At 75.8% G+C, this 25,148-nt stretch carries 24 protein-coding genes and 2 tRNA genes; 10 read left to right on the top strand and 16 right to left on the bottom strand.

All coding sequences use genetic code 11. The annotated features are described in order from the left end of the window. Positions 1-54 precede the first annotated feature (54 nt). The 3 genes from ACI78S_RS20895 to ACI78S_RS20885 form a co-directional block, all read right to left on the bottom strand. Positions 55-127: transfer RNA gene (locus ACI78S_RS20895), tRNA-Arg, on the bottom strand. Between the two features lie 104 nt (positions 128-231). Then, positions 232-1,050 carry an ABC transporter permease subunit gene (locus tag ACI78S_RS20890; protein WP_456976894.1) on the bottom strand — a complete coding sequence of 273 codons (819 nt, stop codon included), beginning with the start codon at positions 1,048-1,050 and terminating at the stop codon, positions 232-234. Continuing rightward, entirely contained in the window at positions 1,047-1,952 is a 906-nt protein-coding gene (locus ACI78S_RS20885; RefSeq protein ID WP_456976893.1) for an ABC transporter ATP-binding protein, read from the bottom strand. The genes ACI78S_RS20890 and ACI78S_RS20885 overlap by 4 nt, the downstream gene beginning before the upstream one ends. A 181-nt stretch (positions 1,953-2,133) precedes the next feature. On the opposite strand from ACI78S_RS20885, the gene ACI78S_RS20880 reads away from it, so the two are divergent. Next, on the top strand, positions 2,134-3,480 hold the full coding sequence (locus ACI78S_RS20880) for a flavin monoamine oxidase family protein (protein WP_456976892.1): 1,347 nt from the start codon (positions 2,134-2,136) through the stop codon (positions 3,478-3,480). A gap of 30 nt (positions 3,481-3,510) precedes the next feature. Here ACI78S_RS20880 and ACI78S_RS20875 read toward each other — a convergent pair. Together ACI78S_RS20875 and ACI78S_RS20870 are read right to left on the bottom strand one after the other, a co-directional pair. After that, positions 3,511-3,599, bottom strand: a tRNA-Ser gene (locus ACI78S_RS20875). A 170-nt stretch (positions 3,600-3,769) separates the two neighbouring features. After that, positions 3,770-4,975, bottom strand: a complete 1,206-nt coding sequence (locus ACI78S_RS20870; RefSeq protein ID WP_456976891.1) for an MFS transporter — start codon at positions 4,973-4,975, stop codon at positions 3,770-3,772. 119 nt (positions 4,976-5,094) lie between these two features. Here ACI78S_RS20870 and ACI78S_RS20865 point away from each other — a divergent pair, with 119 nt between their 5' ends. After that, on the top strand, positions 5,095-5,625 hold the full coding sequence (locus ACI78S_RS20865) for a CGNR zinc finger domain-containing protein (RefSeq protein WP_456976890.1): 531 nt from the start codon (positions 5,095-5,097) through the stop codon (positions 5,623-5,625). A 22-nt stretch (positions 5,626-5,647) separates the two neighbouring features. Then, the gene (locus tag ACI78S_RS20860) at positions 5,648-6,628 is read left to right on the top strand and encodes a D-alanine--D-alanine ligase family protein (protein WP_456976889.1); all 981 of its coding nucleotides are present in this window, start codon (positions 5,648-5,650) and stop codon (positions 6,626-6,628) included. Positions 6,629-6,668: 40 nt separating this feature from the next. Here ACI78S_RS20860 and ACI78S_RS20855 read toward each other — a convergent pair whose 3' ends face one another. The 5 genes from ACI78S_RS20855 to ACI78S_RS20835 form a co-directional block, all read right to left on the bottom strand. After that, the gene (locus tag ACI78S_RS20855) at positions 6,669-7,355 is read right to left on the bottom strand and encodes a M15 family metallopeptidase (protein ID WP_456976888.1); all 687 of its coding nucleotides are present in this window, start codon (positions 7,353-7,355) and stop codon (positions 6,669-6,671) included. Beyond that, positions 7,352-8,362 carry a hypothetical protein gene (locus ACI78S_RS20850; RefSeq protein ID WP_456976887.1) on the bottom strand — a complete coding sequence of 337 codons (1,011 nt, stop codon included), beginning with the start codon at positions 8,360-8,362 and terminating at the stop codon, positions 7,352-7,354. The genes ACI78S_RS20855 and ACI78S_RS20850 overlap by 4 nt, the downstream gene beginning before the upstream one ends. 96 nt (positions 8,363-8,458) lie before the next feature. Next, positions 8,459-9,571 (bottom strand): hypothetical protein, encoded by a 1,113-nt coding sequence (locus ACI78S_RS20845; protein ID WP_456976886.1) that lies wholly within the window; start codon positions 9,569-9,571, stop codon positions 8,459-8,461. A gap of 29 nt (positions 9,572-9,600) precedes the next feature. Further along, positions 9,601-11,124 carry a Mur ligase family protein gene (locus ACI78S_RS20840; protein WP_456976885.1) on the bottom strand — a complete coding sequence of 508 codons (1,524 nt, stop codon included), beginning with the start codon at positions 11,122-11,124 and terminating at the stop codon, positions 9,601-9,603. Then, entirely contained in the window at positions 11,121-11,861 is a 741-nt protein-coding gene (locus tag ACI78S_RS20835) for an alpha/beta fold hydrolase (protein WP_456976884.1), read from the bottom strand. The genes ACI78S_RS20840 and ACI78S_RS20835 overlap by 4 nt, the downstream gene beginning before the upstream one ends. Before the next feature lie 55 nt (positions 11,862-11,916). On the opposite strand from ACI78S_RS20835, the gene ACI78S_RS20830 reads away from it, so the two are divergent. Beyond that, on the top strand, positions 11,917-13,353 hold the full coding sequence (locus tag ACI78S_RS20830; protein WP_456976883.1) for a phosphatase PAP2 family protein: 1,437 nt from the start codon (positions 11,917-11,919) through the stop codon (positions 13,351-13,353). Positions 13,354-13,359: 6 nt separating this feature from the next. Here the strand turns inward: ACI78S_RS20830 and ACI78S_RS20825 are convergent, their stop codons facing one another. Then, positions 13,360-15,051: an alpha/beta hydrolase gene (locus ACI78S_RS20825; RefSeq protein WP_456976882.1), complete on the bottom strand. Its 1,692-nt coding sequence runs from the start codon at positions 15,049-15,051 to the stop codon at positions 13,360-13,362. A gap of 294 nt (positions 15,052-15,345) precedes the next feature. Between ACI78S_RS20825 and ACI78S_RS20820 the strand changes: the two genes are divergently transcribed. The 4 genes from ACI78S_RS20820 (at position 15,346) to ACI78S_RS20805 (ending at position 18,676) form a co-directional block, all read left to right on the top strand. Then, positions 15,346-15,846, top strand: coding sequence for a GAF domain-containing protein (locus ACI78S_RS20820; protein WP_456976881.1), 501 nt, complete (start codon positions 15,346-15,348; stop codon positions 15,844-15,846). 118 nt (positions 15,847-15,964) lie between these two features. Continuing rightward, positions 15,965-16,918: an alpha/beta hydrolase family protein gene (locus tag ACI78S_RS20815; protein ID WP_456976880.1), complete on the top strand. Its 954-nt coding sequence runs from the start codon at positions 15,965-15,967 to the stop codon at positions 16,916-16,918. 121 nt (positions 16,919-17,039) lie between these two features. Beyond that, a complete protein-coding gene (locus tag ACI78S_RS20810) occupies positions 17,040-17,618 on the top strand; it encodes a DoxX family protein (RefSeq protein ID WP_456976879.1) in 579 nt (192 codons plus the stop codon). Then, positions 17,615-18,676 carry a PHP domain-containing protein gene (locus tag ACI78S_RS20805; RefSeq protein WP_456976895.1) on the top strand — a complete coding sequence of 354 codons (1,062 nt, stop codon included), beginning with the start codon at positions 17,615-17,617 and terminating at the stop codon, positions 18,674-18,676. The genes ACI78S_RS20810 and ACI78S_RS20805 overlap by 4 nt, the downstream gene beginning before the upstream one ends. On the opposite strand, the gene ACI78S_RS20800 is transcribed toward ACI78S_RS20805, so the two are convergent. Both ACI78S_RS20800 and ACI78S_RS20795 read right to left on the bottom strand, forming a co-directional pair. Next, a complete protein-coding gene (locus ACI78S_RS20800) occupies positions 18,670-19,179 on the bottom strand; it encodes a sugar transferase (RefSeq protein ID WP_456976878.1) in 510 nt (169 codons plus the stop codon). The genes ACI78S_RS20805 and ACI78S_RS20800 overlap by 7 nt on opposite strands. A gap of 323 nt (positions 19,180-19,502) precedes the next feature. After that, positions 19,503-20,726, bottom strand: a complete 1,224-nt coding sequence (locus ACI78S_RS20795) for a hypothetical protein (RefSeq protein ID WP_456976877.1) — start codon at positions 20,724-20,726, stop codon at positions 19,503-19,505. Between the two features lie 282 nt (positions 20,727-21,008). On the opposite strand from ACI78S_RS20795, the gene ACI78S_RS20790 reads away from it, so the two are divergent. Next, on the top strand, positions 21,009-21,197 hold the full coding sequence (locus ACI78S_RS20790; protein ID WP_456976876.1) for a hypothetical protein: 189 nt from the start codon (positions 21,009-21,011) through the stop codon (positions 21,195-21,197). 17 nt (positions 21,198-21,214) lie between these two features. On the opposite strand, the gene ACI78S_RS20785 is transcribed toward ACI78S_RS20790, so the two are convergent. The 3 genes from ACI78S_RS20785 to ACI78S_RS20775 all read right to left on the bottom strand — a co-directional run bounded on the left by ACI78S_RS20785 (position 21,215) and on the right by ACI78S_RS20775 (position 24,514). Then, a complete protein-coding gene (locus ACI78S_RS20785; RefSeq protein WP_456976875.1) occupies positions 21,215-22,285 on the bottom strand; it encodes a GNAT family N-acetyltransferase in 1,071 nt (356 codons plus the stop codon). 79 nt (positions 22,286-22,364) lie between these two features. Further along, positions 22,365-23,432, bottom strand: coding sequence for a GNAT family N-acetyltransferase (locus ACI78S_RS20780; RefSeq protein WP_456976874.1), 1,068 nt, complete (start codon positions 23,430-23,432; stop codon positions 22,365-22,367). Between the two features lie 53 nt (positions 23,433-23,485). Continuing rightward, the gene (locus tag ACI78S_RS20775) at positions 23,486-24,514 is read right to left on the bottom strand and encodes an acyltransferase family protein (protein WP_456976873.1); all 1,029 of its coding nucleotides are present in this window, start codon (positions 24,512-24,514) and stop codon (positions 23,486-23,488) included. Between the two features lie 87 nt (positions 24,515-24,601). Here ACI78S_RS20775 and ACI78S_RS20770 point away from each other — a divergent pair, with 87 nt between their 5' ends. Further along, entirely contained in the window at positions 24,602-25,123 is a 522-nt protein-coding gene (locus tag ACI78S_RS20770; RefSeq protein WP_456976872.1) for a serine O-acetyltransferase, read from the top strand. Positions 25,124-25,148 lie beyond the last annotated feature (25 nt).

Raw genomic sequence — 25,148 nt, 5'->3', positions numbered from 1 at the left:
GGCCCCGGTTCCTCCGTCGAGGAACCGGGGCCGCGGCGCTGTCTCAACCAGACGCGCGCCCGAAGGGACTCGAACCCCTAACCTTCTGATCCGTAGTCAGATGCTCTATCCGTTGAGCTACGGGCGCAGCACCGCGCGAGCGGCGCGGGCTCCAGTGTAGCGGGCGCCGTCGCCGGGGTGACGGGCGGTCCCGGCCCGGCCCGTTCCCCGACGGGGGCGGCGCCCGACCGGTCAGGCGTCGCGGCGGCGGAAGGTCGCGTAGCCGACGGCCAGGACGACGGCGGTCTCGGCGGCGAACACCGCGAGCCCCACCCACGGGTCGAGCAGGTCGGGGTTGAACGGCACCGGCTGGGTGACCACCGACCCGGCGTTGCCCGGCAGCAGCTTGGTCACCCACTCGCCCCACGCGCCGGGCAGCAGCATCGCCATGTTGCCGAGGACGAACACGGTGCCGAGCACGATCGACAGCGCCGCGGCGGTGTGCCGCACCAGCAGGCCGACGCCGGCGGCCAGCAGCCCCAGCCCCGCCAGGTACAGCCCGCTGCCCAGCAGCGAGCGCAGCACGCCGTCGTCGGTCAGCGCCAGCCCGACACCCTGCCGGTCGAGGAACCAGTTGCCGGCCAGGTAGCCCACGACGGCGGTGACGGTGCCGACCACGAACAGGGTGCCGCTGAGCACCAGCGCCTTGGCCGCGAGGACGGCGCCGCGCCGCGGCGTGGCCGTCAGCGTCGCCCGGACCATGCCGGTGGCGTACTCGCTGGTCACGGCCATCGCGCCGAGGACGACGGCCATCACCTGGGCGACCATCATCCCCCAGGTCACGAACGAGCCGGCCGACTCGCCGGCGCTGCCGTCGGCCAGCTCGGCGGCCACGGCCGCGCAGAGCAGGGTGGTGAGCCCGGCGCCGAGGACGAACAGCATGGCCGTCGCCCACGGCGTCGAGCGCACCGACCAGAACTTGATCCACTCCGACCGCAGCGTGGCGCCGAAGCCGGGGGCGCGGGCGCCGGACGCCGGGTCGAGCCGGACGACGTCGAGGGTGGCGGTCACCGGGCCACCGCCGCGTACTCGACGCTGCCGGCGGTCAGCGCCATGAACGCCTCCTCCAGCGACGACTGCACCAGGGTCAGCTCGTGCAGGTACAGCCCGTGCCGGCCGACCGCGTCGCCGACGGCGGCGGCGTCCATCCCCTGCACGCGCAGCTCGCCGTCGACGGTGGTGACCTCCGCGCCCGAGCGGCGCAGCACCTCGGCGACCTCGGACCGCTGCGGGCTGCGCACGCGCACGAAGGACGCGGCGTGCTCGGTGATGAAGTCGGCCATCGAGGAGTCGGCGAGGATCCGCCCACGCCCGATGACCAGCAGGTGGTCGGCGGTGAGCGCCATCTCCGACATGAGGTGGCTGGAGACCAGCACGGTCCGCCCCTCGCCGGCCAGCAGGCGGGCCAGCGTGCGCACCCAGCGGATGCCCTCCGGGTCGAGCCCGTTGACCGGTTCGTCCAGGACGACGACCGGCGGGTCGCCGAGCAGCGCCACGGCGATGCCCAGCCGCTGGCCCATGCCGAGGGAGAAACCGCCGACCCGCTTGTCGGCGACCGCCTCGAGGCCGACCAGGCCGAGCACCTCGTCCACGCGGGAGCGCGGGATGCCGTTGCTCGCGGCCAGCCAGCGCAGGTGGTCGCGCGCCGAGCGGCCCGGGTGCAGCGCCCGGGCCTCGAGCAGCGCGCCGACCTCGCGCAGCGGCGCCGGATAGTCCTGGTAGCGGCGGCCGTTGACGGTCACGCTGCCGGCGGTGGGCCGGTCCAGGCCGAGGATCATCCGCATCGTCGTCGACTTGCCGGCGCCGTTGGGGCCGAGGAACCCGGTCACGCGGCCGGGACGCACGGTGGCGTCGAGGGAGTCGACGGCGGTCTTCTCGCCGTATGTCTTGGTGAGCCCTTGGGCGACGATCATGGGGTCGAGCCTGTCGGCGCCGGGTCGCCGTGCCCATCGGGGAACGCCCTGAACCGCATGGGGGACGCCCCTGGAAAGGCCCGCCGAGCCCGCCTTCGTGACGACGCCGGCACCGGAAGTCGACCGCCGCGCCGGGGCAGGGCCGGAAGCACCTGCCGCCCGCCGAGCGGAGCGCACTACGGTGCCCGCTTCTGCAGCCCAGGTGCGGGAGGCCGCCATGGTGTCGTCGGTGGAGCAGGACGTCCTCGTGGTGGGCGGTGGCCTCGCCGGGCTGACCGCCGCGCGCGAGCTGCGGCACGCCGGCCGGCGCGTGCTGGTGCTCGAGGCGCGGGACAGGCTGGGCGGGCGCGCGTGCACCGCACGGCTGGCCGGACGGGACGTGGAGCTCGGCGGCGCGCACGTGCACTGGTTCCAGCCGCACGTCTTCGCCGAGCTGACCCGGTACGGCCTCCCCTACCGTCCGCTGCCGGTTCCGAGGGGCGCCCGGTACCGGAGCGGGGGACGGCTGCACGAGGGCTCCATGGACGACCTGGCGCCACGCCTGGGGGCGGCGTTCGACCAGCTCTTCGCCGACGCGCGGGAGGCCTTCCCGGTGCCGCACCAGCCGTTCGCCGCCGCCGACGCCGTCGCCCGCCTCGACGGCCTGTCCGCCCAGGACCGGCTGGACTCCGCCGGGCTCCCACCGCTCGAGCGCGACCTGGCCAGCGCCCTGCTGAGCACGTCGGCGTCGGCTCGCTGCGCCGAGGCGGGCCTGGTCCCCCTGATGCGCGAGTTCGCCCTGGCCGGCTGGAGCTTCCCGCTGTGGCTGGACGCGAACGGCGCCTTCGCCCTGCGGACGGCCGGCCTGGTCGACGCCCTCGTCGCCGACGGGCGACCCGAGGTGCGCCTGTCGTCGCCCGTGACGGCGATCGAGCAGCACGACGGCACGGTCACCGTCACCACCCGGGACGGCGTCGCGTCCACCGCGGCGGTGGCGGTGCTCGCCGTCCCGCTGAACGCGCTGGGCGCGGTGGCGCTCACGCCCGCCCTCGACCACCGCGTGCAGACCGTGGCCAAGGAGGGGCAGGCGAGCCACGGCGTCAAGCTGTGGGCGGTGGTCTCGGGCCCGGCCGAGCCGGTCCTCGCGCTGGCGCCGGACGACGGGCCGCTGACGGTGGTGCAGACGTGGGAGCTGCTCGACGACGGCCGGCAGCTGGTGTTCGCCTTCGGCCCGGACGCGGCGCGGGTGCCGCCCGCCGACGAGCGCGCCGTCCGCGCCGCGATCGGCGAGCTGCTGCCGCCCGGGGCCGCCGTCGAGGAGATCGCGGCCCACGACTGGTGGACCGACGAGTTCTCCCGCGGGACCTGGTCGATGTTCCGCCCGGGCCAGCACGCCGCGCTCCCGGCGCTGCAGGCCCCCGAGGGGCGGGTCGTGCTGGCCGGCGGGGACGTCGCGAGCGGCTGGAACGGCACGATGGACGGCGCGATCGAATCCGGGCTGCGCGCCGCGCGCACCGTCGCCGGGCTGCTCGGGAGCCGGAAAGGCTGAGACCCCGCCACGCGGGGCGGGGTCTCGGTGCGGAGGCTCCGGGATTTGAACCCGGGATGGGGGTTAACCCAAACCGCATTAGCAGTGCGGCGCCATAGACCGGACTAGGCGAAGCCTCCTGGGGGCCCGTGCGGGTCCACCGACGGGGAGGTTACCAGCGGCCGACCGGGCTCCCCCAGCCGCCCGCTGCCGGGGCCGAACCCGCGCCGTCGGGATCCTGCAGGACCCGGAGGGCGTGGGTTAGGCCCCGGCAGCGCCTCCGGAACCTGCGGAGCCGGGCTGCTGCGGGTCAGGCGGCGACGGCCCCGCGGGACGACGTCGGCACGGTGGGACGGCGGCCGGGCACCAGGGTGACCGCGACCGCCAGCGCCGCGCCGACGGCGGCCAGCGTGAGCGACCCGGACACCCCCGACGACGTCTCGATCAGCGCCCCGCCGACGGCGGCACCGATGGCCGAGGCCCCGAAGGCGATCGTCGACAGCCAGGTGAACGCCTCGGTGGTGGCGTGCGCCGGCGCGATGGAGCCGACCAGGTTGCTCTGCACCGTCAGCGTCGGCGCGATCGCCGTCCCGCCCAGGAACAGCAGGGCGCCGAGTGCGACCGGGCTGGAGACCAGGGCCAGCGGCGCGAGCCCGATCGTCACGCCCAGCAGGCCCCAGCGGTACTGCCGCGGCAGCGAGACGCTGACCACGCGGGCGCCGAACCACAGGCCGCCGACGACCGACCCCAGCGACCACACCGCCAGCAGGACGCCGGACATGCCCGGGGAGCCCGCCTCGTCGGCGAAGGCAGGGATCGCCACCTCGAGGGCGCCGAAGCCGAGCATCAGGGCCGAGCCGCTGAGCAGGACCCGCGGCATGCCCGGGGCCAGCACGGTGGAGAACAGGCCGGCCTTGACCTCGCGCGAGGGCGTCCAGCCGCGCAGCGCCGACGAGGTCGCGATCGCCACGGCGCCCGAGGTGGCCAGCACGCCGGCGACGCCGACGGCGATCGCCGGGGAGGCCAGCACGGTGAGCGCGGCGACCGTGGTCGGGCCGATGACGAAGACCAGCTCGGTGGAGGTGGCGTCCAGGGCGTACGCCGTCCCGCGCACGGCCGGGTCGACCCGCGACCACAGCGCGCGGACGGTGCCGGACACCAGCGGGGTGGCGGTGCCCGCCGCGAACGACGCCCCGACGACGGCCGCGGCCGGCGCCCCGCCGAGCACCACCGCGACGAGCAGGGCGAGCAGCAGCGGGTAGACGGCGGACTGCGCGAGCAGGACCGGCCGGGGGCCGCGGCGGTCGGCCAGGCGGCCCAGGATCGGCGCCATCAGCGCCATGGCGATGCCGTGGGTCGCCGACGCAAGCCCGGCGACCGCGTAGGAACCGGTCTGCTGCTGCACCATGAGCAGCAGCGCCAAGGGCACCATCGCCGAGGGGAGACGGCCGGCGAAGCCGGCCACGAGGAGCACCGGGGCGGAGGGCAGCCGCCACACGGTCAGGTACGCACGCACGGGTGTTGCTCGTTTCGTTCTAGCTGGAGATCTTCCGGGGAAGAGGAACAGGTAGTGGGCCAAACCGCGTTGACCCCCTACAGGATTCCCAGACTAGGGATCCGGAGGTAGGGAGTCAATTGGACTACGACACCTACGGGTCGAGCGCCGTCGAACTAGCCATCGACCTGGCGAACGCCGAGCTGGAGCCGGAGGACGGCGTCGAGACGTTCGTCACGTCGCACGACGAGTGGTTCTCGCCGGGCACCTCGCTCGCACTGAGCGCAAGGGACGCCGCGCGCATCCGGGAGACCGCCCAGCTGGTGCGGGCCGTCGCGCTCGCCGGCTCGCGGGCCGAGGTGATGGACCGGCTCAACGAGCTGCTGTCGCTGGCCCGCCCCCGCCCGTACGCCACCGACCACGACGGCGAGCTGCACCTGCACTACGCCCGCCCCGACGCCGCCGCCCTCGAGCAGCTGACGACGACGGTCGCGATGGGCCTGTCGCAGGTGGTCGTGCAGCACGGCTGGCAGCGGCTGGGCGTGTGCTCGGCCGACGGCTGCGACAACGTGTACGTCGACACCTCGCGCAACGCCAGCCGCCGGTACTGCTCCAACACCTGCGCCAGCCGGTCCACCGTCGCCGCCTACCGCGCGCGCCGGAAGGCCTGACCCGTCCACTAGCGTCTGCACCGTGACGCTCGACGACAGCTTCTCCGACCTCGGCCCCGTGGCCATCGTGGCCGGCGGGCTCTCGCACGAGCGGGCCGTCTCGCTGCTCTCCGGCGAGCGCCTCGAGCGGGAGCTGACCGCCCTCGGCATCGACGCGCACGTCGTCGACGCCGACACCGAGCTGCTGCGCGCGCTGCGCACGCACACCTACGCCGCCGTCCTGCCCACCATCCACGGCGACATCGGCGAGGACGGCACGCTGCAGACCGTCCTCGAGTTCGCCAAGGTGCCCTTCACCGGCTCGATCGGCGACTCCTGCCGGCTGGCCTGGGACAAGTCGATCGCCCGCACCCTCACCGAGCGCGCCGGGCTGCCCGCGCCGCAGTGGGCGGCGCTCACGTCCTCGTCGTTCAAGGAGCTCGGCGGCAACGAGGTGGTGCGCCACCTGGTCGAGGACCTGACCTGGCCGCTGGTGACCAAGCCCAACCGCGGCGGCAGCGTGCTCGGCGTCCGGGGCGTCGGCACGGTCGACGAGCTGCCCGCCGCGCTCATGCAGACCTTCGCCTACGGCGACACCGCCGTCATCGAGAGCTTCACCGAGGGCCTCGACGTCAGCGTCGCCGTCGTCGAGCTCGACGGCGAGCCGCAGGCCGCCGAGCCGGTCGGGCTCGAGTACGACAAGACCGACCAGTTCGACTTCGAGGCCCGCTACGACGCCGCGCGCATCCAGGTGCTCGCCCCCGCGCCGCTGGCCGAGGGCACGCGCAAGGCGCTGCAGGACGCCGCCGTCGCCGCGCACCGAGTGCTCGGCCTGCGCGACCTCTCGCGCACCGACTTCCTGGTCAAGGACGACGGCACCTTCGTGCTCCTCGAGGTGGCGGCGATCCCCGGCATGACCGAGACCTCGCTGTTCCCGTTCAGCGTGGAGGCCGCCGGCTGGCCGCTGGGAAAGGTCTTCGGCACCCTGCTCCGCCGCGCGATCGAGCGCACCAAGGCGGCCTGAGCCGGGCTCCCGGTACCGCAAGCCCCGCGGGTCGGGCGGCTCAGCCGGGCAGCAGGCCGTAGCGCGCCCGGGGCTCTCCCCGGCACACGGCCCAGCGCTGGTCGCCGTACGACCAGTGCCACCACTCCTCGGCCAGCGGGGCCAGCCCCTGCGCGGTGAGCGCGCCGGCGAGCAGCCGGCGCAGCCGCCGCACCAGGTCGTCGGCACCGGGGGCCTCGAACCGGTCGACGGCGGCGGCGCCCTCGAACGCGTCGAAGTCGGTGCCCAGCGCCAGCGGCCGGCCGTCGTGGGCGAGGGTGAGGTCGACCGCCCCGCCGGTGACGTGCGGCGGCGCCAGGTCGGCGTCCCCCGGGTCGGAGACGAACCCGTCGAGGTCCTCGTGCCGCCCGGAGTAGTAGTCCAGCAGCTCCCGCTGGAAGTCGAGGGACCGCCAGCCGTCCAGCACCACCAGGGAGAACGGCGCCGGCAGCGCGGCGTCGGCGTCCACCAGCCGCTCGGCCAGGCCCTGCCGCAGCAGGGTCCGCGCGGGCAGCGCGCGCAACGGCAGCTCCGCGTAGACCCGGCGCACCGGGAGCGGCACCGGGACCAGCGGCTCGCCGTCGTCGGCGATCGGCACCTCCCGGGCCCGCTCGGCCAGCCGCGCGGGGACGACGACCGGCTTCCCCGCCGGCAGGGCGTCGGCGCGCAGGCCCAGCCGGGCGGGGTCGGCCAGCCAGGCCCCGGTCACGGCAGCCGCGGGCAGGTGTGCCAGTCGAACAGCACGCCGCTGCCGGGCCACAGGATGCTGTCGCTGCCGCTGCTGAACGACGCGACCTTGCACAGGTCGTTCTCGCCCTGGACGACGTCCTCCCGCCGCTCCTCGCCGAGCCCGCGCGCGAAGAAGCTGTGCACGCGCAGCGGGGCGTCGGCGCCGAGGCCGTAGACCTTCGCCGTCACCACGGTGGCGCCCGCGCAGTAGTAGCCCCGGAAGAACACCGGGAACTCCTCGATGCCGGGGCTGAGCGGGAAGGTGAACGACACCCGGAGGGGGACGTGCGTCGTCTCCTCCTTGCCGGGGGTGAAGTACCAGCGGACGACGTCGGCCGCCTCGCCCTCCTTGCGCCGCACCTCCGGGTACGTGCCGTTGATCTCGACCCGCAGGTCGCACAGCTCGGCCATCGCCGCGTACCACTCCTCGGTGGGCAGCGGCACGCCGTCGTCGTCGCGCAGCTCGACGATCTCCCGGGACAGGCAGCCGGGAGCCGAGAACTCGTGGTCGAGCGCGAGCGGGGTGCGGGCCACGCTCACGAAGAACCCGTCGACCGGCGCCCGCGGCAGCCGGCGCAGGCTCACCGACGTCGTCTCCACCTGGGTGATGCGCAGGACGCGGTCCCCGACCGCGACCTTGCGGTCCAGGTGCACGGCGACGGTGTAGTCCATGTTCTTGACGACGACCTCGGGCGCCTTGGCGGCCGCCATCAGCGGCGCCACCGCCTGCCGGTGCACCAGGTCGTCCCACTCCGCGTCCTGGGAGTCGGCAGACAGCAGCGAGCGCAGCATGCCGTCCCGGCGGTGCCGCGGGACCAGCTTCTCGACCTCGTCCCGCGACAGGCGCCACAGGTCCGAGGACAGCTCGGGCAGGAAGACGGCGCTGGCCGCGACACCGGCCAGGATCAGCGCGACCTGCTGCAGCTCGTCGCGGCCGGTGAACTCCCAGCGGCGCAGCAGCGCGTAGAAGGCGACGCTGAGCAGCATGAGGACCACACCGGCCCGCGCGCGGGACCGGGTGAGGTGTCGCGCCAACCGGTGGACGACGTGGACGGTGCGGCTGCGCCCCTGGGCCACCGCCGGCTACCGGCCGAGGCCGGCGAGCTTGGCGGCGATGCCGCCGGCAGCGCGCAGCGCCTCGCCGCGGGCGAAGGCCGCCACCTCCTGGCCGGCGCGGAACGAGGCGACGGCCTGCTCCAGCGCGCCGAGCAGCAGCTGCGACGGCGAGTCGTCGGGCCACAGGTACAGCGACATCGCGCCGGGGATGTTGTTGACCTCGTTGACGTAGAGCTCGTCCTCGCCGTTGCTGAGGAAGTCCAGCCGCGCCAGGCTGCCCAGGCCGACCAGGTCGCTCACCTGCTCGGCGAGGGTGCGGATGCGGTCGGCGAGCTCGTCGGGGATCGGCGCCGGCATCTCGCGCGGGGCCCGGTTGATGCCCGACTCGTGCAGGTACTTGTCGCGGTAGCTGTAGAAGGTGTCGTCGCCCTCGCGCAGCGGCTTCTCGATGAGCGAGGTCCGGAACTGCGGGTGCGTGACCACGGCGATGTTCAGGTCGAACAGGTCGGGCCGGTAGGGCTCGACGACGGCGCCGGCCTGCAGGTGCACGCTCTGCTTGACCAGCCCGGTCGCCGTGGCGAGGTCCTCGACGATCTCGATGCCGATGCTCGAGCCGCCGAAGCGCGGCTTGACGATGTACGGCCCGTCGAACTCCGGCTCGCGGAAGCCCTTGCCCAGCGCCACCCGCGGCAGCGCGGGCAGCCCCGCGGCGGCCACCGTGGAGCCGAACGACAGCTTGTCCACCGACAGCGCGCCGGCGTACAGGCTGCCGCCGGTCGAGGGCAGGTGCATCGCGTCGAAGATCGCCCGGCCGCCGCCGGCCTCCGCGGTGCCGCCGTGGAACGTGCTCAGCACGGCGTCGGGCCGGTGGTGCTTCGGGCGCAGGCCCTTCGTCGTCCGCCAGCCGCCGTCGGGGCCGAGCACCGGCTCGACGCGGGTGGCCGCCTTCGGGGCGCCGTCGACGAAGTCGCGGGCCTCGCTCTCGACCGGCACCAGGTGCCAGGCGCCGGAGCGGTCCCAGTAGAGCGGGAGCACCTCCTTGCCGGCCTGCTCCAGCAGCCGCGCCGCCTGCAGACCGGTGAGGATGCTGATGTCGTGCTCCGACGAGGGGCCGCCGAACGCGACAGCTACCCGCTGCATGGTTCCTCCTGCCATCGGTCGTCCACCCGTCACGGGTAGTGGTCGGGTAGGTCGTTCTCGAAGAGGACGACGTCGCCGGGCCCGGCCGACGCGCCGACCTCGGTCATCGCCTCGCGGCGGCTGCGGGCCAGGATGCGCCGCTCGTCGGTGGAGCCCTCCACCAGGGCCCGCCGGTTGGTCTCCCCCACCACGACCAGCGTCGCCTGCGGCACGGCCATCACCTGGCGGGCGAACTCGGCGTTGCGCGCGTGCTGCTGGTCGCCCAGCTCCACCATGCCCGGCGTGACCACCCAGAGCCGGTGCCCCTCGCTCAGCGCCGCGGCGTGGTCGAGCGCCTGCTTCGCGCCGTTCGGGTTGGCGTTGTAGGTGTCGTCGATGATCGAGATGCCGCCGGCGTCGACCTGCACCTCGGCGCGGTGCGCGACCCCGGGCAGCCGGCGGCGCAGCGTGCCCACGATGCCCGGCCACCCGACGCCGAGGGCGCGGGCGATGCCGATCGCGACCGCCAGGTTGGTCGGGTGCCCGGTGCCCGGCGGCTCGGCGATCACCGTCTTCCGCTCGGTCGCGTCGCGCACCTCCCAGGTGCCGCCCTCGGCGACGACGGCGACGTCGGCGTCGGTGCCCGGCTGCGTGGAGACGCGGACGACGGTCTTGGTGGCGGCCAGCTCGTCGGCCGCGGCCGCCAGCTCGGGGACGTCGACGTTGAGGACGACGATCTCGGCCTGCTCGACGATCTCCAGCTTGGCGCGCACGATCGTCGCCCGGCTGCCCATGCGCTCGAGGTGGGCCTCGCCGATCGTGGTGATCGCGGCGACCCTGGGCGGGAAGATCTTCGTCAACCGCGAGATCTCGCCCGGGCCGTAGGTGCCCATCTCGGCGACGAACACCTTGGTGCCCGGCGCGAGCCCGTCGTTGACGCTGCGGGAGAGCCCCATCAGGTTGTTGAAGCTGGCCGGGCTGGCGTAGACGCTGGTCTCGCCGGCCAGCAGGGCCTCGGTGTAGGCCTTGGTCGAGGTCTTGCCGTACGAGCCGGTGATGGCGACGACGTCGGGGGCCACCTGCGCCAGCTTGGCCTGCGCGCTGGTGACGAACTTCCTCGACAGCGCGTTCTCGAGCGGCTTGAGCGCGGCCAGGACGCCGTCGGTGATCGGCGCGCCGAACGGGATGAGGACGGCGTTGACCGTCGGGTTGCGGAAGGCCACGGCGACCGCGGCGTGCAGCAGCACCCAGCCGCCGGCCAGCCGGCGCAGCCGCGGGGTGAACGCCGGCCGCGGGAACGGCTTGCGGATCACCAGCCCGGTGGGGGCGGCGGCGAACGACAGCGCCGCCGGGGCGACCAGGCCGGGCACCCGGGCCGAGGCGATCGCGAAGGCGGCGCCCAGCGCGTACGGCGCGCCGGAGGACGGCTTGCGGGTCAGCCACAGCCGCAGCGTGGAGGTGCAGCGGCCCGGCTCGTAGTGCTCGCGCTGGGCGACCCGCCACCAGGTCAGGCCGGCGGCCGCGGTGCCGGCGGCGGTGGCCACCCACTCCGCCGCGGTGAGCCAACCGTTCACGCGGCGTCCACCATGGCGCGCACGCGCTCGTGGATGGCCTTGGCGAGCGCGGCGTCGAGCAGGTGCGCCGAGCCGTCGACGACGGTGAGCGTGCCGCCGGTGCGCTCGGCGATCTGCCGGGCGGTGTCCAGCGGGGCGGCGGTGTCGTGCTCTCCCCACACCAGCTCGACCGGGCCGTGGAACTCCCGCAGCCGGGCCAGGACGTCGTCGTAGGTCTCGTTGACCGTGCGCACCAGCACCGCGCGCAGCACCCCCTCCGCCGCCTTGTAGTCGGCAGAACCGTACTTGCGCCGGGCCGCCTCCATGCGCACCTCGCCGAGAACGCCGACGCGGTGGGCCAGCTTGGCGGCGCGGTAGCCCAGCGGCGGCTTGCGCCTGCCCGTGTCCCTGCGCACCAGGGGGACGCCGGTGAGCAGCAGCCCGCCGACGAGCTCGGGGTGGCGGGCGGTGAGGCGGGCGGCGACCCGGCCGCCGAAGGAGTGCCCGACCAGCACCGGCCGGTCCAGCGACTCGACCAGCGGGACCAGGTCCTCGGCGTACTCCTCGGTGCCCCAGCCCTCCCCGGGGGCCGGCGAGGAGCCGAAGCCGCGCAGGTCGAGGGCGAGCGCGTCGAGGCCGGAGAGCACCGGCGCCCAGTCGTCGCGGGTGCGGCCCCAGCCGTGCAGCGCGAGCACCCGGTCCGGTCCGCGGCCGAAGCGCTCGGCCACGTAGCGGTCGTCCAGGAGGCTCACGAGCACTCCCGCAGGCTACCGGCCGGGCGCGGAACGGCAGGTCCGGCACTACCGTCCACCCGTGCCCCATCCCCGGACCTGGGACGCGCGGCTGCACGCGTACATCGGCCGCCTGCCCACCACGCCGGCCGACCGCTGGCTGCGCCGGCTCTCCCGCGCGGCCGACCACGGCCGGCTGTGGCTCGTGCTCGCCGTCCTGCTCGGCCTGCGCAAGGGGTCGCTGCGCCGCGGGGCGCTGCGCGGCGTCGGGTCGATGAGCGTGTCGAGCGCCGTGGTCAACCTCGTGCTCAAGCGCCTGTTCGGGCGGGTCCGGCCGGACATGGCCAACCTGCACGCCGACCGGAAGCTGCACCGCTCCCCCGTCACGCTGTCGTTCCCGAGCGGGCACTCGGCCTCCGCGGCGGCGTTCGTCACCGGGGTCGCGATGGAGAACACCCTCGCCGGGACGGCGCTGGCGCCGGTGGCGGCCGCGGTCGGCTACTCGCGGGTGCACGTGGGCGTGCACTACCCGGGCGACGTCGCCGCCGGGTTCCTGGTCGGCGCCGCGGTGGCCACGGCCGGCGAGCACTGGTGGAAGGTGCGCCCGCGCACGCCGGCCCTGGTGCGGCCGGCGCACGCCGCGCCCGCGCTGCCCGACGGCGAGGGCCTGGTGGTCGCGGTCAACCCGCGTTCGGGCACCGACGACTACGACCCGGCCGAGGAGATCCGCAAGCTGCTGCCCCGCGCCGAGGTGCGCGAGATGGGCGAGGACCACGGGGTGGACGCGATCCTGCGGGAGGCCGTCCGCGCCGGCGCCCGCGCGCTCGGGGTGGCCGGCGGCGACGGCAGCGTGGCCGCGGCCGCCGCCGTGGCCGTCGAGCACGGGCTGCCGCTGGCCGTCGTCCCGGCCGGCACCCTCAACCACTTCGCCCGGGACGTGGGGGTGGCGACGCCGGAGGACGCGGCCGCGGCCGTCACCGGCGGATCGGCGGTCAGGGTCGACGTCGCCACCGTCAACGGGACGACGTTCCTCAACACCGCGAGCATCGGTGCCTACCCGGCGATGGTCCGGCGGCGCGACCAGCTGGCCGGGCGGATGGGCCGGTGGGCGGCGATGACCGTGGCGGCGGCGCAGGTCCTGCGCACCCACGTGCCGGTGTCCCTGCTGGTCAACGGCCGGCCGGTGCAGGTGTGGATCCTCTTCGTCGGCAACTGCTGCTACACCCCGCGCGGGCTGGCGCCGGCCTGGCGGCCCCGGCTGGAGGACGGGCTGCTCGACGTGCAGTTCCTGCGCGCCGACGTGCGCTTCAGCCGCACGCGGGCGGTGCTCGGCAGCCTGCTGGGCATCAGCGAGCGCAGTTCCGGCTACGCGCAGCTGCAGGTCGAGTCGCTCGACGTCGTCTCGCGGTCGGGCCCGCAGCAGGTGGCCTACGACGGCGAGGCCGGCGAGACGACGGAGCGGTTCCGCTTCCGCAAGGGCGGGAGCCTGACCGTCTACTGCTGCCGCACCGACCGGTAGCCGGCGCTACCGGCTGCCGACCGGGAGCGTGAGGCGCCCGGCCGAGGCGAGCACCGAGGTGGCGGTCGACGCCTCCACCGGGACCGGCGCCGTGAACGGCACCTCCTGGGCGCACACGGTGCCGGGCGCCGGCAGCGCCAGGTCGACCAGGTAGGCCTCGGTGGCCGCGTCGACGCAGGGGCTGTTGCCGCCGTAGGCGGTGTGGCCGTCACCCTCCATCGTGAGCAGCCGGGCGTTGCCGAGCTGGGCGGACAGCTGCTCGGACCAGGCGTACGGCGTCGCCGGGTCGTAGGCGGTGCCGATGACCAGCGGGGTCGGCGAGGAGGCCGGCACGGTCCACGGGCCCCCGAAGGCGTCCGCGTCGTCGACCGGCCAGAGGCCGAAGCTGACGTCCGGGTAGCCGGTGTTCCACCAGAAGTGCGGGAACGAGGCCCAGGAGTTCGCTCCCACGTCGAGGTGGAACTCCACCTCGGGCCGGTACCGCTGCTCGGAGCCGGCGATGGTGAAGAAGCGGTCGCCGCCGGGGTCGAAGGTGCCGTCCGGCCGGCGCCCGTAGAAGGCCTCGTCCACGGCCGCGCGCATCGCCGAGCCGTCGCCGGCCGCGGTCTGCGCCAGGAACGCCGCGAGGTCGCCCCAGAACTGCTTGGCGTACATCGCGATGAGCGTGACGGCGCGGATGTCGTCGCCGTCCACCGGCCGCGGGTCGGGTGCGTAGCCGGGCGCCGGGATCGGGTTGGCGTCCGCCGCCGCGACCAGCTGGTCGTACGCCAGCCGCGGGTCGGCTCCGCCGAAGCCCGAGCACGCGACCTGGTCGACCGCGCACGCCTCGAGGAAGCGGGAGAACGCCCGCTCGAACCCGGCCGTCTGCTCCAGGCCCAGGCCCGAGGGGTCGTGGACGTACTCCTGCGGGTCGACCGCGCCGTCGAGGACCAGCGCGCGGTAGTTGTCCGGGAACAGCGAGGCGTAGGTGCTGCCCAGGACCGTGCCGTAGGAGAAGCCGAGGTAGTTCAGCCGCTGATCCCCCACGGCGGCGCGCAGCACGTCGAGGTCGCGGGCCACGTTCGCCGTCGAGACGTGCGCCAGGATCTCGCCGTTGGCCAGGCAGGCGTCCACGTAGGTCTGCGACTTCGCCACGAAGGCCGGGACGTCGACGTCCAGCGGCGTCGGGAAGGGCTGCGAGGCGAGGCCGACCGCCTCCTGGTCGACGCGGCAGTCGATGGCCGGCGTGCTCTGCCCGACCCCGCGCGGGTCGAAGGCGACGAGGTCGAAGCGCTGGTTGAGCGTGGCCAGGAAACCCGCGCCGGCCGTCTGCAGGAAGTCCACGGACGACGCCCCGGGACCACCGAAGTTGAAGAACAGCGAGCCGATCCGGTTGGCCCGGTCGACGGCCGGCACCCGCGCGACGGCGATCTGCACCTGCGCGCCTCCCGGGTCGTCGTAGTCCATCGGCAGCCCGGCCGTGGCGCACTCCACGCCCGCGGCCGTGCCCTCCTGCGTGACGCCGCAGGGCGCCCACGTCAGCGTGGGGACGAGCACGCCGGGAGCGACCGGCATCGGCGCCACGGCCACGGGCCTGCCGGGCGTGGGGACGTGCGCCTGGGCCGCGGTGGCGCTCAGCACCACCACCACGAGCAGCGCGAGCGCGGCGGCGAGCGGGCCGCGACGGGGGGTGACGGGACGAGGCCGGCTGTGGGACATGGGCGGGTCCTGTGTTCCTCGGCGCCCGGCTGTGAGCGCGCTGTCCACCTGCGCCGGGCAGCCAACCCGACCGCACCCGACGGGGGCAACGGTTCCGTGACGGATCGGTCCGGTACGGATCCGTCCGACGGCAGGTCGCGCGGATGCGTGACGACGCCCGCCGCCCTCCGTGAGGGCGGCCCGCTGTGTGTCGTCCGCGACAAGAACGGCTCCAACCATCAAGTCGGACCAGGAAACGGTCGATGACGGGAGCGGGTCGTTGGGAGCAGCGGCCACCGAACGCGAGGAGATCCCGTGGACACCGCCCTGCCCGCCCGCCAGGCCGCCCTGATCGACGAGCTGGGCCTGCTCGACGACGTCGTCGCCGACGACCCGCAGCTGCGCGCGCTCGTGCACGAGGCCGCGGTGGCCACCGGCATGGCGCAGGCGACGATCAACCTGCTGCACGGCCCGAGCCAGTGCCAGATCGCCACGCACGGCTTCACGGGCGGCGACACGCCGCGCGAGGACTCGCTGTGCGCCCAGGTGACCGGCTGGGAGCCCGACGTCTACGCCTTCACCGACCTCACCACCGAGACCGGCTTCATCGGCAACCCGTGGGTCGACGGCCGCCTCGGGCACGTGCGGGCCTACGCCAGCGCCCCTCTGGTCGTCGCGGGCACGATCGTCGGCACGCTCTGCGTCTTCGACGAGGAGCCGCGCTCGCTGTCGCTCGACCAGTGCGACCGGCTGGCCGCCCTGGCCACCGCCGTGGTCGACCTCTTCACCCGCCGCCTCGCCGCCACGCCCGCCTGACCCGGCGCGCCCCCTCCTTCGGGGGACGGCGCGGCTCCGGCCGGGGCGCGGGCGTCGCCGGCGCCCGTAGCGTCGGCGGGTCCGATCGACGAACGGGGGAACGACCATGCCGCGGCGCGTGCGAACCGCCCTGCGCACCGCCGGCGTCCTCGCCGTCGCGCTGGCCCTGACCGCCTGCTCGGGTGCCGTCGGCGCGGTCCGCCCGTCGACGCCGGCGTCGTCGCCCGCGGAGACGGCGGTGCCGGTCCAGGAGGGCGTGCGCAGCCGGCAGCTCGAGCTCACCGACCCCACCCGCGCGACCGACCCCACCCCGGCGCAGGCCGGCGCCGACGCGACGGCCGGGCGGGTCCTGCCGACCACGCTGTACTGGCCCGAGACCGGCGACGGGCCGTTCCCGCTGGTGGTGTTCAGCCACGGCCTGGACGGCACGCCCGCCTCCTTCTACCCCCTGCTGCAGACCTGGGCCGCGGCCGGCTTCGTGGTGGCCGCCCCGCTGTTCCCGCTGACCTCCGCGGGCAGCCCGGGGGTGGTGGAGGACGTCGTGAACCAGCCGGCCGACGTGTCCTTCGTGATCTCGTCGGTGCTCGAGCTGGCGAGCACCCCCGGCGACGAGCTGGCCGACCGCGTCGACGCCGACCGCATCGCCGTCGCCGGCCACTCCCTCGGTGCGGTGACCACGCTCGGGCTGCTGACCGACTTCGCCGCCGACCCGCGGATCGGCGCCGCCGTCCTGCTCGCGGGCACCTCCGCCGGCCAGGCGCTGCCGTTCGCGCAGCCGTCGGTGCCGGTGCTCTTCCTGCACGGCACCGACGACGACACCATCACGCTCGACGACGGGCGGGCGGTCTACGCGGCGGCCCCCGCGCCCAAGGCCTTCGTGGAGCTGGTCGGCGGCGGGCACAACGACCCCTACGCGGACCCCTCCCAGCCGTGGCACGCCGTCGTGGAGGCGGTGACGACGGACTTCCTCCGGTGGGCCGCGACCGGTGACCCGGGGGCCCTCGTCGCGCTGCGCGCGGCGGCCGCGGTGCCCGGCGTCGCCACCCTCGCCGGCGACGAGCTGCCCGCCTGACCTCGGCGGACCAGCAGGGGGTGGCGGCCACCGCTACGGTCCCCACCAGGGGGTTGCCGCAGGAGAACGCGGGGAAGGCAGCCCCGACGATCACGCGCACCGCCGAGGGAAAGAGGTCACCATGTTGGTCCGCCGGATCGCCCGGCCGCTGCTCGCCGCCCCGTTCGTCGTCCTCGGGGTCGACGCGCTGCGCAACCCGGCGCCCCGCGTCGCCGCCGCGCGGCCGGTCGTCGAGAAGGTCGCCGAGCAGGCGGACAAGCAGCTCCCGGTCCAGGTGTCCCAGGACGTCGAGCAGTGGGTGAAGATCAACGCCGGCGTGATGGTGGGCGCCGGCGGCCTCCTCGCGCTCGGCCGGTTCCCCCGGCTCTCCGCCCTGGCGCTGACCGGCTCGATCGTCCCCACCACGGTCGCCGGGCACCGCTTCTGGGAGAAGCAGGGTCCCGAGCGCCAGCAGCAGCTGATCCACTTCCTCAAGAACGTCGGTCTGGCCGGCGCCACGCTGCTGGCCGCGGTCGACACCGAGGGCCGGCCGTCGGTCGGCTGGCGCGCCCGGCGGGCCGCCCGCCGGGCCGGCGAGGCCACCGAGAAGCAGCTGGCCCGGGCGCAGAAGCGGGCCGAGAAGGTGCAGCGCAAGGCGGCCAAGCAGGCCCGGGCGGCCCGCAAGCAGGCCAAGAAGCAGGCGAAGAAGGTCAGCAGCTGAGCTCACCGCAGGGCCCCGCGGCCGCGCTCCGGAGGATCGCCTTCCTCCTGGAGCGCGCCCGGGAGCCGTCGTACCGGGTGCAGGCGTTCCGCTCGGCGGCCGCCGTCGTCGAGGCGATGGACGACGCCGAGCTGGAGCGGCGCATCCGCACGGGCACGCTCAAGGACCTCAAGGGCATCGGCCCGAAGACGGCGACCGCGATCGTGCAGGCCGCCCGCGGCGAGGTGCCCGAGTACCTGGCGAAGCTGGAGGAGCAGTTCGCCGAGCTGGTGCCGCTCGCCGACGACGTGGCCGAGTTCCGCGCGCTGCTGCGCGGTGACCTGCACGCGCACTCCGACTGGTCCGACGGCGGGTCGTCGATCCGGGAGATGGCCGAGGCGGCGATGGCGCTCGGGCACGACTACCTGGCGCTCACCGACCACTCCCCCCGGCTGACCGTCGCCAACGGCCTCACCGCCGAGCGGCTGGAGCGGCAGCTGGACGTCGTCGCCGCGCTCAACGAGGAGCTGGCGCCGTTCCGGGTCCTCACCGGCATCGAGGTGGACATCAACGTCGACGGCTCGCTCGACCAGACCGACGAGCTGCTCGGCCGGCTCGACGTCGTGGTCGCGAGCGTGCACTCCGAGCTGCGGGCCGACTCCGCGACGATGACGCGGCGCATGCTCACCGCGATCGCGAACCCGCACACCGACGTGCTGGGCCACTGCACCGGCCGGCTGGTGATCGGCCGCCGGCAGCGCGACGGCACCCAGCGGCCGCGGCCGGAGTCGCAGTTCGACGCGGAGGCGGTGTTCGCCGCGTGCGCCGAGTCCGGGACGGCGGTCGAGATCAACTCGCGCCCCGAACGGCTCGACCCGCCGCGGCGGCTGCTGCGGCTGGCCGTCGAGGCCGGCTGCGAGTTCGCCATCGACACCGACGCGCACGCCCCCGGCCAGCTGGACTGGCAGGGCAACGGCTGCGAGCGGGCGGTCGAGTGCGGCGTCGACCCCGACCGGGTGGTGAACACCTGGCCGGCCGACGAGCTGCTGGCCTGGACCGGCGCACCGCCGCCTCAGTAGGCGTCACCACCGCGGCCGGCCGTCCGCACGCTGCGCCACAGGATGGCCAGGTCCATCCGGAGCGACCAGTTCTCGACGTAGCGCACCAGGCTCCCGGCGTCCTCCCCGGAGCCGGCCCGGTCGGCCAGCGGGGCCAGCCCGGTGAGCCCGGGGCGCACCGGCAGGTCGTCGGCCGGGTCGAGGTCCTCGACCCGCCGGGGCCGCGGCCCGACGACCGACATCTCGCCCCGCAGCACGTTGACCAGCTGCGGCAGCTGGTCCAGGCCCGTCCGCCGGAGCAGCCGGGGCAGCCCGGTGTCGCGCGGGTCGTCCTCGTCGGTGCGGAACGTCAGCAGGTCGAACGGCCGGCCGTGCTCGCCGACCCGCGGCCGCCGGACGAGCACGGGGCCCGGGCGCTCGAGCCGCAGACCGAGCGCGGCGCCCGCCAGCAGCGGGAGCACCAGCAGGAGCAGGACGGCGGCGACGACGCGGTCGAGCAGGTCCTTCGCGAGCGAGACCTGCACGGGGTGCACGGTGAGAGGCGCGGGCGGCCGGTCCCCTCCGGAACCGCTCCGCGGCGTGGGGACGGGGTTCATCGGGGACGCCACCCCTCCGCCGGGAGCGGACGGCGACCTCGTGGAGCGCAGCCGAACCTGCGCACGATCGGTTGCATGACATCGGTCCTCGTGGACGGCGCACCGGCGGCGGTGCGCTCCGGACGGCCCTCGGGCCGCAGCTGACAGCGGATGGGCATCCCGGCGGCCGCTCGGACGAGCGGGGGCCCGGGATCCCTGCGCCGGGCAGCACGAGGCCCGGCGCGACGCGGGGGGCTGCGTCGCGCGGAAGGTCAGTCCGGCCTGGTGGCCGGGTCACCGCCCCGGTCGAGCGGCGGTGCCGCGTCGGACGCCGGCGAGGGACCGGCGGAGGCGTCGAGATCGAGCAGCGGGTGACCGCTCAGCATCGCTGCGGGCAGGCCGTCGTCCCGGTCGTTGTGGGAGCCGCCGGACCCCGAGCTCCCGGCGGCCGCGGCCGAGCCGGGCGCCGGCCCCACGGGCGGGGGCGCGTGGAACGGGGTGGGCGCCCACGGCGGCCCGAGGGGCGCGGTGGCGGGCTCCAGGCCGGTCGGCGCCCCGGCCGGCGCGGCGGCCCGCCGAGGGGCCTCGGCCGACCCGGTGGACGTCGCCGGGCGGGCGACCGGCCCGAACACCGGCTGGTCCGGCGCGGGCAGCGCCGTGGCCGCGTCCTCGGCCGGGACGGCGGACTCGGGGTCGCTCGGCGGCGTCGCCGTGGTCGTCGGCGCCGGCGGCTCGGCCTCGGCGCCGCACGGGTCCGCGGGCGCCGCCGGGGCGGCGGGCGCGGGCTCGGCGGGCGCCGCCGGGGCGGCGGGCGCCGGCTCGGCGGGCGCGGCGGGCGCCGGCTCGGCGGGCGCCGCCGGCGCGACGGCGGGCTCGGCCGCGACCGCCGGGGCGATCGCCGTCGCCGCCGCCGTCGCGGTCACGGTGGTGGCTCCCGCCGCGGTCGCCGTCGTCGCCGGCTCGACCGGTCCCACGGGGCACGACGCGGGCACCGGCTCGGCCGCGGGAGCCGGCGCGGGGGCCGGCACCGGCGCGGGGGCGGGGGCCGGCGCAGGGGCCGGAGCCGGGGCGGGCGCCGGCGCGGCGGGCACCACGACCGGGACCGGCGCGGGAGCCGGCGCCGAGGGGACGACGACCGGTTCCGGCAGCGGGGGCTGCGGCGGTGGCCACGGCTCGTGCCCGGGGTCCTCCCCGGCGCCGTCGTCGGGCTCGGCCGGCGGCAGGTCCTCCTCCGGCGCGTCCGGGTCGCTCTCCGGACCGGCGTCCTCCTGGACGGGCTCGGGCTCCCCGTCGTCGGCGTACGGGTCGGCGAAGGGTTGGGTCGAGCCCGCGAGCTCGACGTCCCGGGAGACGGGTTGGTCACCGGCGCGGGCGGTCGAGGAGGCGAGGACCAGGAGGAACCAGACGCCGGCGAAGAGCAGGGCGGTCAGCAGGGTCCGCCGGAGGGTCGCGGGCAGGCGAGGGCGCGCGCGCTGCGAGCACACCTCACCGGTCACCCCAGCGAACGTGGTGAGCGGAGGCGACCGGGTCAATCGGTGGCGCCGTCCGGGAGAACGATCACGGCGTGTGGGTCACGGTGCGTGAGCGACCGGCGGCGGAGCCGCGACGCCACCCCCGGGCACCGGGCGCCTGGCTGTGCACTTCCTCAGAAGTTCAACGATGCAATTGCCGAGGTCGGCGCCGCGCGGCACGATGTGGTGGTTCGCCATCCCTTCCCACCGGCCCTCGTAAGAACTTGGGACGAGATCATCGCCGGTCCATCCACCGAGGACGGGCCCATGACATGGGTGCTGATCATCGCAGTGGTCTGGGTGGTGCTCGGGTTGGTCACGGCGCTCACCATCGGACGCGCCATCCGCATCGCCGAGCGGCGGGGCGACGACGGCGGCGTCGTGCTCAGCTACCGCGCCGGCGCCTCGCGCGGGAAGCGCCGCCCGCCCGACCGCCCGCCGACCGTGCGGCACTGAGCGGGCGCATTCGCACCTCACCCGACGTCGATGCGCCAGCGCAGCCGGCCGGCCGCGGCGTGCGCGGGGGTCCGCCGGGCGATCCCCCACGCGATCCGTCCCGCCGTCGTGACCGCCATGGCGAGCGGGTGGCCGGGGACCACCGCGCTGCGCACCGGCGTGCTCCCGGTGATCCACTGGTGCTTGTAGGCCTCCACCCCCTTGCCGACGCCGATCGTGCGCACGCCGGCCGCGGCGGCGGCGCGGACGAGGTCGAGGAAGAGCACGTTGCCGGGTGAGTACGTCGCCCAGGTGGGGTCGTAGGCCGGGAACCACGACGCCAGGTGGTCCCCCGACCGCAGGCAGAACTCCACCGCGACGAGCTGGCCGCCGACGCGGAGGGTCGACAGGACGCCCGCGCACGTCGGGTCCGCCGAGGCGTGCAGACGCTCCAGCAGCTCCGGCACCCACGGTCGCCGCATCTGGTCGAAGGCCCGCGTGCGGCGGTACTGCTGGGACTTCCACGCGATCAGCGCCCGCACCCCGGCGGGATCGGGGTCGTCCCACGTGAACGTCACGTCGCCGCGTGCGCGGTCCAGGCGCCGGCGCATGCGGGCCGCGTGCCGCGGTGCCCCCCGGCCCTGCCGCCGGGCCTCCGCCACGTAGCCCTCGAAGCCACCGCTCAGGTCGAGGTGCAGCGACTCGTCGGAGGCGGTGACGTACGGGGCGAGGGCCGGTTGACCGTCCACCAGGTGGTCGAAGGACAGCGAGCGGAGCCCGGCCCGGCGCACGACGGCGCGCGGGTCCCAGGCGTGGTCCGGGTGGACGACGGCGCCCTGCGCGTCGGAGAGCTTGCGACCGAGCGGCCGCCCCAGCCGCGTCGGGCTGGTGTGGAACGGCAGGAAGCCGGCGATCCCTCCTGCGGGGCCACCGTCGCGGAGGACGGCGACGAGGGCGTCGCGGCGCACCGCGCCGACCTGGGCGGCGTAGGCCGCGCTGAGGAAGGCGCTGCGCAGCGCCGGCCGGTGCGCACGCAGCTGCTCCCAGCGCTTGAGCTCGGACGGTCCGAGCTCGCCCAGCGCCACGACCTGGCACTCCCCGTCGAGCACGCGGCGCATTATGCGGACAACGGCCGCCGTGGTGGGCGCTCTCGCGCCTGGTGAGGCCCGGGCGGGGGTGGCGCCGGCCTCAGCCGACGTCGAGCCGCCAGTGCAGCCGGGCGGCCCGCTCGCGCACCGGGGTGCGCCGCGCGACCCCCCAGACGAGCCGGCCGGCGGTGCCGAGGACGCCGCCGACGGCCGTGCCCGGGACGACGGCGGTGCGCACCCGCGCCCGGCCGGTGGCCCACCGGTCCTTGTAGCTCTCGGCGCCCTTGCCCAGGTCCAGGGCCTGGACGCCGGCCTCGGCGGCCGCGCGCGCGGTCTGCAGCAGCAGCACGTTGCCGGGCGAGTGCTTGGCCCACGCGGTGTCGTAGGCGGGGAACCACGAGGTGAGGTGCCCGCCCGACCGCACGCCGAAGTCCATCGCGACGAGGTCGTCGCCGACGTGCAGCGTCGAGAGGACGCCCGCGCAGGAGGGGTCCTCCGAGGCGTGCAGGCGCTCGAGCAGCTCGGCGACCCACGGGCGCTGCATCTGGTCGAAGGCGCCGGTGCGCCGGTACTGCTCCGACTTCCAGGCCATGAGCGTGCGCAGCACCGCGGGGTCCCGCTCGTTCCAGGTGAACCGGACGCCGTGGGTGCGCTCGAGCCGCCGCAGCTTGCGGGCGGCCTCGTGCGGCCCGCCGCGCCCCTCCGCCCGGGCCGTCTTCACGTACGTGTCGAACCCGCCGCACAGGTCGAGCTGCGGCGAGGGGTCGGACGCCGTCACGAACGGCGCGAGCGCGGGCTGGTCGTCGGTCAGGTGGTCGTACACCAGGGCCCGCAGCCCGCTGCGGCGGACGACGGCGCGCGGGTCCCACGCGTGGTCGCGGTGGACGACCGGCCCCTGCGCGTCCGACAGCTTCCGGCCGATGGGTCGCCCCAGCCGCGTGGGGCCGGTGTGGAAGGGCACGAAGCCGACGATCTCGCCCCCCGGACCGCCGTCGCGGAGGACGGCGACGCGGGCGTCACGGCGCACCGCGCCGACGTGGGCGGCGTAGGCCGCGCTCAGGAACGCGCTCTCGAGCGCGGGCCGGCCGGTCCGCAGCTGTTCCCACCGGTCCAGCTCGGCCCGGCCGAGCTCGCGCACTGCCACGATCTGGCACTCCCCGTCGAGCACGCGGCGGATTATGCACACCGAACGGACTCATGGGGACCGTTTCACCCGCGACGTCAACCTCGCGGGTGATCCGGCGCCGCGGCGGCGGGCGGTGCCAGCGCCACGGAGGCCGATCCGCCGCGCAGCAGCCGGTTCACCGGCCGCTCGACGGCCAGGTGCAGCGCGACCGCGGCCGCGGCCGCGACGGCCAGGAGGGCGGCGGCCTGCGCCCACGCCGGGCCGTGCAGGTGCGCGCGCAGGTTCACGATGACCAGCTCGTGCACCAGGTACAGCGCGAAGGAGGCCTCCCCGGCGAAGACGAGCGGTCGGCTCGTGAGCCAGCCGGTGCGCCCGGCCAGGTCGCGGTCGGCCGCGGCCAGGACGACCACCAGGAAGACCGCGCCGACGAGGGGGTCGGCCACCGACGGCGGGGCGAGCAGGCACCCGGCCAGCCCGGCGGCGAGAGCGGCCCACGCGGCCGGCGCGGGGACGCGCGGCCGCCAGCCGTCGCGCAGCGCGAGACCGGCCACGACACCGAGCAGGAACTCGGCGAACCGGACGACGGGCAGGGTGCCCGACCAGCTCGTGACCTGGTAGGCGACGAGCGCGAACACCAGGCCGAGCACCGCCGCGCCCCACCGCGCCCACGCGGGCACCCGGCGGAGCACCAGGACCGTCAGCGGGAAGGCCGCGTAGAAGAACGCCTCGCACGACAGCGACCACGAGACCCCGTTCATCCCGTAGACGACCTCGGGGTCGCGCCACCACGCCTGGACGAGCAGCAGGTTCGGCAGCGCCACGTCCCACCCGCGGGCCACCTGCACCACCGGGACGACCGCGGCGATGCCGAGCACCACCGCGTGGCTGGGCCAGACCCGGGCGAACCGCCGCCGGTAGAAGGTGCGCGCCGGCAGCCCCGGCCGGGTGCCCCAGGCGAGCACCACCCCGGAGAGCACGAAGAAGAACGAGACGCCGATGTAGCCGACCGACGACAGCCCGGCGGGCAGGGAGGCCACGTGCCAGGCGTCGAGGTGGAAGAAGACGACCGCCACGGCGGCGAGGACGCGCAGCGCCGTCAGGCGCGGCAGCAGGCCGGGGGTCACGGCAGGCGACGGTAACCCGCTGGTCGGCGTCCTGCCGGTCCGGTGCTCCGACGGGTGGCCCGGAGGCGTCGTGTCAGACTGCCCGGCGTGTTGGAGGAGGGCTTCCTGCGGACGCTGCGCGCCGACTACGCCGTCAACGAGTTCTTCGACGCCCGCGCGACCCTCCTGGTGTGGCGGGCGGGGCAGGCGCTGCGCGGCCGTCCGGGCGTCCTGGCTTTCCTCCTGCGGCGGGTGTGCCAGGTGGCCGACTTCGTGTGGACGCGCGGCTACATCGGGGCCGACCTGCCCTTCTCGGCGATCGCGGGCCCGGGCATCCGGCTGCCGCACGGCGGTCGGGGCACGGTGCTGCACCCCACGGTGCGCATCGGGGCGCGGGCGGTGCTCTACCACCAGGTGACGATCGGCGTGCGGGAGGAGGACCCCGCGGCCACCCTCGGCGACGACGTCTTCATCGGCGCCGGCGCGAAGATCATCGGCACGGTCCACCTGGGCGACGGCTGCCGGGTGGGCGCCAACGCCGTCGTCCTCACCGACGTCCCGCCCGGCGCGACCGCCGTCGGCGTGCCCGCGAGCATCCGCCGCAAGGCGGGGGACGCCGCGGCCGGGTAGCCGCCGACCGGGGGAACCGGATCGC

This window comes from Geodermatophilus sp. SYSU D00815 (assembly GCF_054050035.1).
The sequence above is the reverse complement of the archived record's forward strand: the minus strand, read 5'-3'. Positions and strand labels throughout refer to the sequence as shown.

Coding starts and splice junctions, on each gene's coding strand:
- ACI78S_RS20810 (WP_456976879.1), top strand. CDS start 17,040: ATGTTGGTCCGCCGGATCGCCCGGCCGCTGCTCGCCGCCCCGTTCGTC.
- ACI78S_RS20790 (WP_456976876.1), top strand. CDS start 21,009: ATGACATGGGTGCTGATCATCGCAGTGGTCTGGGTGGTGCTCGGGTTG.
- ACI78S_RS20825 (WP_456976882.1), bottom strand. CDS start 15,051: ATGTCCCACAGCCGGCCTCGTCCCGTCACCCCCCGTCGCGGCCCGCTC.
- ACI78S_RS20850 (WP_456976887.1), bottom strand. CDS start 8,362: ATGCTGCTCAGCGTCGCCTTCTACGCGCTGCTGCGCCGCTGGGAGTTC.
- ACI78S_RS20845 (WP_456976886.1), bottom strand. CDS start 9,571: ATGCAGCGGGTAGCTGTCGCGTTCGGCGGCCCCTCGTCGGAGCACGAC.
- ACI78S_RS20885 (WP_456976893.1), bottom strand. CDS start 1,952: ATGATCGTCGCCCAAGGGCTCACCAAGACATACGGCGAGAAGACCGCC.